The 1,393-nt window shown below is 43.4% G+C and carries 2 protein-coding genes and 1 pseudogene; all 3 read left to right on the forward strand.

Annotation, left to right across the window (positions count from 1 at the left end):
• Nucleotides 1-180 (forward strand): annotated as a pseudogene (locus A3738_RS31625) (malonyl-[acyl-carrier protein] O-methyltransferase BioC); the annotation flags it as partial.
• A gap of 7 nt (nucleotides 181-187) precedes the next feature.
• The gene (gene bioD, locus A3738_RS26920) at nucleotides 188-871 is read left to right on the forward strand and encodes a dethiobiotin synthase (protein WP_068474759.1); all 684 of its coding nucleotides are present in this window, start codon (nucleotides 188-190) and stop codon (nucleotides 869-871) included.
• A gap of 79 nt (nucleotides 872-950) precedes the next feature.
• Nucleotides 951-1,190: a flagellar biosynthesis protein FlgE gene (locus A3738_RS26925; RefSeq protein ID WP_068481689.1), complete on the forward strand. Its 240-nt coding sequence runs from the start codon at nucleotides 951-953 to the stop codon at nucleotides 1,188-1,190.
• Nucleotides 1,191-1,393: the final 203 nt, after the last annotated feature.

The raw sequence follows: 1,393 nt of genomic DNA on the forward strand, positions 1-1,393 counted from the left end.
TTAATGAAGGATTTAAAAGCGATCGGTGCGCATAATATCTCGAGAGGTCGCTCAAAGGGGCTTGCAGGTAAGGGTAAGCTAAAACGAGTACTTCAAGCATATGAAGACTTTCGGCATCCAAAGGGGCATTACCCAGCAACCTATCAAGTTGCGTATTTTGTGCTTAAGAAAAAACGATGAGTGATTAATGAAAAAATATTTTGTAACCGGTACAGATACTGAAGTAGGTAAAACTTTTTCTAGTTGTCGCTTGCTAGAAGAAGCGTATCGGCAAGGAATGAGCACCCTAGGGCTAAAGCCGGTGGCAGCGGGTTGTGAAATGCTCGATAGCCAGATGAAAAACGAAGACGCATTAGCTTTGATTGAGGCATCATCAGTCAAATTGCCTTATGCCCAGGTAAATCCAGTCGCACTGGAGACTGCGTGTTCGCCGCATATCGCGGCAAGTATATCTAAGAAGGCAGTTAGCGCTTCGCGATTGACCGGATACGTGCGCGGCGCGTTAATGAGCAAGGTAGACTTCGCGCTTGTTGAGGGTGCTGGAGGTTGGAGAGTACCAATTAGTCCTCGCGAAACCATGGCAGACCTCGCCAAAGAATTAGGTTATCCAGTTATTGTTGTGGTTGGAATGAAGCTTGGTTGTTTGAATCATGCATTACTGACCGCAGAAGCGATCCGTAATGACGGGCTTGTATTAGCAGGTTGGATTGCGAATCAACAATCTTCAGACCAAATGAGCTATTTTGATGAAAATGTTCATACTTTGCGCCAAGCTATAAATGCACCTTGCTTAGGTGTTTTGCCGCATCAATCAGGTAGCGTTTCTGCAGAATTTGGTAAATATATACATTTAGATTGTTTAACTGTGTAAAAGATAGGCTCAATGCTTGCACAGCCAACCAAGCTTTGCTTCAATTAAATTGATCAGAAATTAATCAATGGTTTGGCAAATGAATATCAATGCAGTATCAGAAATCGGATTGAGCGGTGTACGCACAGGGTTAGAAGGTGCCGAAAAGGCAGCTGCTGACATCGTACGTGCTGGAACCGTAGATGGTGCTGATGGTACAAATGATGTTGTCGAACCAATCATTGAACTTCGCTTATATCAACGTTCTATTGAAGCGTCATCACAAGTAGTTCGCACCGCGGATGAAGTACTTGGTACTCTTCTCGATACCCTAGCATAACCCTCGTTTAATTCTCCCTTGTTTAAAGGTTCGCGTTTTTGTGCGAGACGCACTCCTGTTTGTTCTCTTTTAGTTTCTCGTAATGCTTGACAAAGCATACAAGCGAACGTATGTTTCAAACACTCGTTTGATTTAGAGTCGAAACCGGCACGTGTACTGTTAACACGGGCTTTGAAATTTAATTAGTTTTCAAACGAAACCGA

The organism is Oleiphilus sp. HI0066 (genome assembly GCF_001635725.1).